The sequence below is a fragment of the Persicitalea sp. genome (assembly GCF_041751555.1).
GTDB lineage: Bacteria > Bacteroidota > Bacteroidia > Cytophagales > Spirosomataceae > Persicitalea.
This window is the reverse complement of the sequence record NZ_JBGSXF010000591.1, coordinates 1-7,938: the sequence shown is the minus strand read 5'-3', so window position 1 is coordinate 7,938 and position 7,938 is coordinate 1. Positions and strand designations below refer to the sequence as shown.

Genomic DNA, 7,938 nt, shown 5'->3' with positions numbered 1-7,938 from the left:
TTTCACCTCCTCCGCCTTCGGCATTCGGTCGAACTGCTCATCCAAAAGGGCGCGGTACGCCTTGACCGTCGGCGGCTGGTGGTCGTGGTCGTTGAGGAACTTACGTAGCACGTCCTCCGCTGTGGTGGCGATGTTGCTAAGGCGGGTATTGAATTCCGGGTAGGCTGGAAACTTTCTGGTTTGTTTTACGCGCTGTTCTTTGGCATCCCATAGCGCGGGGTCTATGGTTTCGCCCGTCGGGTAGTTGGTAAGGCGAACGCCGCTGTAGCTGACGAAAAGGAGGATAGGGGTATCGGCTCCGGCCTCCTTGTCGCGGAGATAGAAATTAATCTTTGCCATTTCATTATCGGTTAAATATCGAACTAGGCAAAGATAATCGTTTTAAAATTCTGAGACAGTTTGGGGGACACTTTTTTTTAATCTAACCTTACTTAGTTTACTTTCTCTTGATTTTGGTATTTTGTAAGTTGCTGACAATTAGCATAGAAAGAGGAAACGGAGTAAAAGTAAATTAAATAGGTTCGATTCCGTCCATCACCACAGAAAACAAAGTAAACCGCTTGATAATCAATAGATTGTCGGGCGGTTTTTTATTTGGTTTATAACGTAGTTTGTCGCGCCCTGAGCGGGTAAAGACCGATATGCTGTCCAGCTTCACTGAAACTCGGTTTAAATAAATTCTTACTGGCTTTTTCTGACCCCGCTTTTCATATTTGGCCGAAACCTAAACCAACTGACTGCCTTCGCCCACAAGGGCTATTTCTACAAGAAGCCTGATACGGCCGATGTAAGAAATCCGTCTGGTATACTTCGCTTAGCTGGAAGCCCGGCGAGGACACCAGCCGAAAGCAAATGGTGGAAGCCGCCCTTCGCTATTGCAGCAAGATGGGCGCAACTCCCGAAAACCATCAGATCGTCGTCTATCAACACCACGACCAGCCGCACAAGCACATTCACGTCTATGTCAACCGGGTGCCTTTGAGTGGAGTCCCCGGCTTGGCCACTTCTCACAACTATGCTCGCAACGTGCGGGTTTGCCAGGAAATCAGTCAAGAACTTGGCTTTGCAAAATTAGAGCTGCTGAAAGAAGGGCACCTTCGACACGTGACCCTGGATCAGTTGGAAGCACAAAGAGTCATTAATCTGGCTATAAAAGACGCTTTAAAAGCGAAAACAACCTCGCCGGAAGATATGGAGCGACGTTTATCGGAGAAAGGAATCGAGTGCCGATTCAAGTCGGAAGAAGGGAAGATTAAGTACTCCAGCTATGGCTACCAGGGCGTCTCGATCAAAAGCCGGGACGTTGGATTCACGGCCCGACAGCTGCAAGCAAATCTTGACAAGAATCTGCTCAAAAAGGAAGCTGAAAAGGTTAATCCGCAGGAATCAATAGGGAAAAGAAGACCAAAGTGGTAGACCTAATCTCTGCCAGAATGTTTGCAAAAAAGTGAACGAAAAGTGTCGTATTTTTGTAATCCCGATGTGTCGTATTTTTGAGAAGTCAAACTACTGATAAACAATGAAAAAGAAAGCGAGTTTAGAAAGCAGGATTATGGCAAGACTTACGCGTAAGAAGTCGCCGATACTACTACGGGATGACTTTTCTGACCTGGGAGGGTACGATCAGGTTGGAAGAGCTTTGAGAAGGATTATAGAAAAAGGGAAAATTATTAGAATAGGCTATGGTTTATACGCCAAAGCCAAAAAATCTGCTCTGACTGGTGAAACTGTGCCTGTCGTCCCCTTGCCCACTCTGGGAAAAGAAGCTTTAAGGCGTCTTCAGATTCAGACAGTCCCCTCAAAAGCAGAAGTAGATTACAAGGAAGGACGCTCCATGCAGGTGCCGACGGGACGAAAGATTGGCGTAAAAGACAGAATTAGCCGTAAAATTGGCTTTAAAGACGCATACATTAGCTATGAATACAATCCCTGACAAACGTCTGATCGAAGAAGTCGCTCTGGTCAGGGGAATAGACGGGGTGTTCATCGAAAAAGATTGGTTTGTAACACAAGTTATTAAGATACTTGCTGAGAGTCAACAGGACAATTTTGGGCTGGTATTCACGGGTGGCACGGCTCTTTCAAAAGCCCACAAGCTTATACACCGGTTTTCAGAGGATATAGATTTTCGCGTAATCGCTCCTGATCTTGACCAGAAGAACGTCTCCCAAATAAGGAAGGCAATGTCTGGTTTCAAAAAAGCCACCGTTGAGTTGCTAGGGCGGTCGTTTGAAGTAATTGAAACCACGGCTTCGAATTATAATCGGAATATCGCCATCGACTTGAGCTACCCTTCTCAGTTTACTCCGGCGGAAGTCCTTCGGCCTCACATCAAGCTTGAACTTACTCTGGGTGGCCTCCAGCTTTCCCCTGTTGATTTACCTGTTACTTCTATCCTAAACGAGGTAGCAGGCATGTCAAGCGAGGTGCAGTCTATCGCTTGCGCTAATCCCGTAGAGAATGCGGCGGATAAGGTCAGTGCACTGGCCTGGCGCGTACCTGACAGAGTGCGGGGAGTTCAGGACAAACAACCCGATATCGTAAGGCACTTACACGATTTGGCTATGCTATGTGACAGAGCTAAGGATAGCCCTTATTTTTGGGAACTTGTGAAAAGCGCAATGGACCGAGATGATAGTCGCTCCGATATAGTGTCAGGCCTTAGTGTACAGGAAAAGCTTTCTAAGGTTATAGCGATATTTGAAACTGACCCGGACTATCCTATTGAGTACAGGACATTTGTTGAGAATATGTCCTATGCAGGAAAAGATACTGTGCCCTCATATAGTACAGCTCTCAATAGGATGAGAATGCTTGTTTCAAAAATTATCGGCTGAGGAGGTGTAAAAGATTTGTCTATAAGGGACTCTGCAAAAGCAAAGTAATGCCCCACAATTTTACCTTTCACCGAGAAATAAGCCCCATAAATTGGGGTTTTACTCAATGCAAAAGGTAAGGGTTAGCGGCGCTCATTTGTCAATAAATCTAACCCGGAAACAGAAGAGTTCCTACCATCCTACAAGTCGAGGCCAAGAACGTTTACCTCTCCAATTCTACCAGGCGATAACTCGTGCTGCGTCCGCCCGAGACTTCCTTTTCAAGTACCCCTTGTTCCAACAGATTCTGAATGTCTCGCAGGGCGGTATCAGTAGAAACCTTCGTTATTTTTGCCCACTTGGAAGTATTGAGTTTTCCTTCAAATCCATCCAGTAATTTATTGAGCATCAGCTTTTGTCGTTCGGTCAGCTCCTTCTGATTGAGGAAAGTCCAATAGCGCGATTTTCTAAGTACCGACTCCAGAGTCTTTTCTGCTGCGGACAAAGCCCGATCGAGGCAGCCTAGAAACCATTCCAGCCACTCCGTAATGTCCAGATCGCTCTTTTGTGTTTTTTCTAAAATATCGTAGTACCGCTTCCGCTCTACCTGGATCTGCGCCGACATGCTGTAAAAACGCTGACTACTGTTGTCGGACCGTGCCAATTGCAGATCCGTGATGGTTCGAGCAATCCGGCCGTTGCCATCGTCAAAAGGGTGAATCGTGACAAACCACAAATGAGCCAGGGCTGCCTTCAGAACGGCATCATTTTCGTCATCCTGATTAAACCAGTGGATAAACGCCTCCATTTCGGCAGGAACCCTCTCGGCGGAAGGTGCTTCAAAATGAACCTTTTCCCGTCCCATAGCTTCCGAAACTACCTGCATGGGCCCTTTTGAAGCGTCGCGCCAATTTCCAACAATAATTTTATACAGGGTGCTTCGACCCGTTGGGAATAGGGATGCCTGCCAACCAAACAACCGTTCATCTGAAAGCGGAAGGCTAAAATTCTGGGTGGCGTCCAGAAGCATCTCGACTACCCCTTCTATGTGCCGATCGGCGGGAGCCAATGATCCGATGTCTATACCTAGCTTCCGGGCGATCGAAGAGCGTACCTGATCTGCATCAAGTACCTCCCCCTCGATCTCATTGGATTTCACAGCGTCCAGGGTCAATGTCTGCAACACGGCTTCTTCACGCAGGGGAAAGCCAAGACCCTCCATACGCCCTACCAGTTTTCCCTGCTTGTGGCGTACGGCTAGGAGCAGACTGGCGAAGGTAGAGGTGTCCCAGGTGAAGTTGGGCCAGGCAGATCGTTGATGGATAAACATATTATTCACCGCATTTTGTGCGGTGAATATACGAGGTATTCGGCGCATCATCAATCAACAATGGTATCAGATGTGCAGAAACGGCATGAATTGTAGGCGATGAACATGTGCACACCGAACTACCATGTATTGAGGAGCGTAAATGCATCGAGGATGTTTACCAGAAAAGGCGATCGCAAAACTTACCTATTGAACAGGGATAGACTTCTTATAGAGGAATGAATTGAGTCGTAAAGAAAGTACCCCGGAGGGCCGGGCGGCCGGTGCCGTCAGCCGTTAATAGCAAAAGCGAATGTGGATTATAAGCACCCCGGAGGGACGGTCCGCCGGAGGGGTCGACGCCTCCTATGTTTGCAGAACGAATTATGATCCACTAGCCGCATTCAGAATATGTGTTTAGCTTGTGGTTTGACAAAGTGAAATGGGATGAGAGCTGATCGACCCCTAGACAGCCCGAAGGTATGTTGACCCGGAGATACAGCCTCATCCCTTTCCATCCCTTCGAGTTTGAACAGAATGTAAGGAGCCTTGCAAGACTCGGCATCCAGGATATCCGGCCAGGAGACAAAACTACGAGGGATTTCCCACTTTGCCATTTCTCACCCTAATCAAGGAATCGGTATGAAAAGAGTAATCAAGCGAGTGTTGGGCATCGACGTGGCTCAGAAGGAACTGGTCGTCTGCCTGGGCAGGACGCACGACGACTGCACGGCCGAGCTCTATGCCCACAAGTGCTTCGCCAACACGGCCAAGGGCATGGCCTCGCTGCTGGCCTGAGCGTGAAGACAGTGACCGACAAGACGGCCTCGGAGGCCATCACCCGCTTCGGCCTCGAGCGCCAGCTCGAGCCGTGGCACAAGCCACAGCCCGTCTACCGAACCATGCGGCAGCTCACCCGCGAGCGTGACCAGATCGTGACCGAGCGCAGCATGGCCAAGAACCAGCTGCACGCCGAAAAGGCCCAGGCCCAGCCCCATGCGGCATCGGTCAAGCGGGTGCAGCAGCGCATCAGGTTGCTCGACCGCCAAGAGAAGGAAATCAAGGTCGAACTGGCCAATATGGTCACAGAGGACAGCCAGGCCAGCGAATCGGTCAAACTGTTACGCTCGATTCCGGGCGTGGGCCTGCTGACGGCGGCCAGCGTGCTGGCCGAGACCAATAGCTTCGAGTTGATCCGCAACAAGTGTCAACTGACCAGCTACGCGGGCCTGGATGTGGTCGAGAAGCAGTCAGGCACATCCGTGCGGGGCAAGCCCAAAATCTCCAAGCGGGGCAACCGCTTCCTGCGCAAGGCGATGCACATGCCCGCCCTGACGGCCATTCGCCACGACGCTCTCTTCAAGGGCGTGTTCGTCAGGCTCGTCTCCAAACATGGCGTGAAGATGAAGGCTGTCGTGGCCGTGCAGCGCAAACTACTCGAGATGATGTACACGGTTCACAGCACCGGGGTGGCTTACGACAGAAAATACCTCGAAAAGCAGCAGAAAAGGCAACAGGAGGCGTCTTCGGACGTCCAATAGAGCAAAAAATTAGAGGCGGCCTAAAAAGAACCGCCCCTAAGCAGGCTGGCATAGAGCCGCCTTGGAGTACAAATATAATTTTTTAGAGGAGAAAACATTGTTTTTTAACACAGAATCTCCGGGGTGCCAGGTTCGACTATTTACAGAATGATTCCCTCACCAATAAACTCAAAGATTCGATTCCGTCCATCACCACAGAATGTAAAGAAAAATCCCTGTAAGTGTGTAGCTTACAGGGATTTTTGCGTTTTGTTGCGCTAACTGTAGCGCGACATTCTGTTCATAAGATACTGAGCCAGGAGGGCGCCGCTGTCTAAGCGCGGCCGAAAACCTACACCGCCATAGGCTCCAGTTCCCGCGTCTCCGGCTCAAGATCGACTTTCTTTCCAAACCACTTCTCCCGCACACGTTCGTTGATATAGTACATGCAGGGTACCAATAAAAGTGTAAGCACGGTCGAGAAGGTCAGGCCAAAGATGATTGTCCAGGCCAGAATATTCCAGAACACTGCGCTGTCGCCGCCAACCAGGACATTCGGGTCGAAGTCGCGGAATAAACTTACGAAGTCGATGGTCAGGCCGAGAGCCAGCGGAATGAGACCAAGTACCCCCGCTGACGCGGTCAGCAGCACAGGCGTTAAACGGATGGCTCCGCCCTCGATAATGGCCTCGCGCAGCGGGTAGCCACGGTCCCGCAGTTCGTCGATGAACTCGATGAGCAGAATGCCATTCTTGACCACGATGCCCGCGAGGGCAATGATGCCTACGCCCGACATGATAATGGAGAAGGTTTTGCCCGTAGCCATAAAGCCCAGCAATACGCCAATCAGCGACAGCAGGATGGTGAAGAAGATAATGAAGGGCTTCACCACCGAGTTGAACTGGGTAGCCAGAATCAGGTAAATCAAGAGAATCGCTGCCCCGAAAGCGCCAATGAGGAAGGTCATGGATTCCTGTTGATCCTCCTGTTCACCGCCCATTTTAACGGTATAGCCGTTAGGTACTTCCATGTTGTCCACTACCTGTTGGATTTGCGCCACGATTTCGTTGGCGTTGTAGCCGGGTAGTACGTCCGAACTGAGCGTGACGATGCGCTCTTGATCCTTACGATTGATTTGGCTAAACGTCGTGGAGTAATTAATGTCCGCCACCGCTGAAATGGGTACCTGCCGCAGAGCCCCGCCGCTCACCATGTCACGATAGACAATGTTCATGCTCAACAGGCGGTCGATCTGGTCGCGGTCATCTTTTTTGAGGCGTACCATTATTGGGTACTCGTCCTCAGCGTCTCGGAATTTCGATACCTCCGTACCAAATAGGGCTGTCCGTACCGCGAGGGCGATTTGCTGCGAGCTGATGCCCTCACGTTGCGCCTTATTGCGGTCGATATCGATTGTGATTTCGGGCTTGTTGGTCACCAAATCAGTACGAAGTTGGTCGATTCCCTGAATACCGGATTCCTGCACTCTTTGCAGAACATCTTTTTCCAGTTTTTGCAGTTCAACGAAGTCGTCGCCCAGAATCTCAATGGAAATCGGCTTACCTGTCGGTGGTCCCGTCCGCTCGCGCTCCACCGATATTTCAGCCCCCGGAATGTCCGTCAGGCCATCGCGGATTTTGGTCAGGATTTCTTCGGTCGAGCGTCCGTCGCGATCTTCGTTCTTCACGAAGGCCACCGTCACTTTCGACTTGTGCGGCGTGGCCGAACGGTCGGGGTTGGTCGGGTCGCCCGCATTCTTGCCTACATTAGAAATTACGGAGTTGACCATGCCAACGGCATTCTCTTTCTCCAACACGTTAAATACCTTTTTCTCGATCACTTTCGTCACCGAGTCAGTCACGGTGGCGTCGGTGCCGACGGGTAGTTTATTATAGACATACACGTAATCGGGGTCGCCACTCGGGAAGAAAATCACTTTTGGCTGAACGATTCCCATGATGACGAAGGTCACAACCAGCAGCACCACCGAAAGGGCGACGGCTCCCACCGGACGCCAGCCCACAATGAGCCAGCGAATGAGTTTGCGGTAGTTGTTGCTCAGAGCGGGCAGGAAGCGATCCTGGAAGGGTACCAGAATCTTTGGTGTAAGAACGTAGTAATTGAAGACATACAGCGCCAAAATGAAGACGATGAAATTGCCGATGCCGCGGTCGATGAAGTATCCGACCAGGGCCGCCGCCGCCAGTACGATTATGGGCCGACGAATCTTCTTGAACGACTGCTTCTTGTGTTCATCTTTATTTTCATCGTGCCGCTTCATGAACGACACCGC

General features: G+C 50.4%; 6 protein-coding genes and 2 pseudogenes. 5 read left to right on the top strand and 3 right to left on the bottom strand.

The genetic code is table 11. The features are described 5' to 3' along the window. Positions 1-339, bottom strand: a pseudogene (locus ACEW8P_RS20945) (hypothetical protein); the annotation flags it as partial. A gap of 453 nt (positions 340-792) precedes the next feature. On the opposite strand from ACEW8P_RS20945, the pseudogene ACEW8P_RS20940 reads away from it, so the two are divergent. From ACEW8P_RS20940 to ACEW8P_RS20930, 3 genes and pseudogenes are all read left to right on the top strand, one after another. Then, a pseudogene (locus tag ACEW8P_RS20940) lies at positions 793-1,416 on the top strand (relaxase/mobilization nuclease domain-containing protein); the annotation flags it as partial. Positions 1,417-1,519: 103 nt separating this feature from the next. Continuing rightward, positions 1,520-1,933: a DUF6088 family protein gene (locus tag ACEW8P_RS20935; RefSeq protein WP_373515021.1), complete on the top strand. Its 414-nt coding sequence runs from the start codon at positions 1,520-1,522 to the stop codon at positions 1,931-1,933. Then, complete coding sequence (locus ACEW8P_RS20930; RefSeq protein WP_373515020.1) at positions 1,917-2,837, top strand: nucleotidyl transferase AbiEii/AbiGii toxin family protein; 921 nt, start codon at positions 1,917-1,919, stop codon at positions 2,835-2,837. Before ACEW8P_RS20935 ends, ACEW8P_RS20930 begins: the two co-directional genes overlap by 17 nt. A 202-nt stretch (positions 2,838-3,039) precedes the next feature. Here the strand turns inward: ACEW8P_RS20930 and ACEW8P_RS20925 are convergent, their stop codons facing one another. Next, entirely contained in the window at positions 3,040-4,146 is a 1,107-nt protein-coding gene (locus tag ACEW8P_RS20925; RefSeq protein WP_373515019.1) for a Fic family protein, read from the bottom strand. A 621-nt stretch (positions 4,147-4,767) separates the two neighbouring features. Here ACEW8P_RS20925 and ACEW8P_RS20920 point away from each other — a divergent pair. Next, on the top strand, positions 4,768-4,923 hold the full coding sequence (locus ACEW8P_RS20920; protein ID WP_373515018.1) for a hypothetical protein: 156 nt from the start codon (positions 4,768-4,770) through the stop codon (positions 4,921-4,923). Between the two features lie 152 nt (positions 4,924-5,075). Next, positions 5,076-5,666 carry a transposase gene (locus ACEW8P_RS20915; RefSeq protein ID WP_373515017.1) on the top strand — a complete coding sequence of 197 codons (591 nt, stop codon included), beginning with the start codon at positions 5,076-5,078 and terminating at the stop codon, positions 5,664-5,666. Positions 5,667-5,997: 331 nt separating this feature from the next. Here ACEW8P_RS20915 and ACEW8P_RS20910 read toward each other — a convergent pair. Then, positions 5,998-7,938, bottom strand: a 1,941-nt coding sequence (locus tag ACEW8P_RS20910; RefSeq protein WP_373515016.1) for an efflux RND transporter permease subunit, incomplete at its 5' end; no start/stop codon positions are given.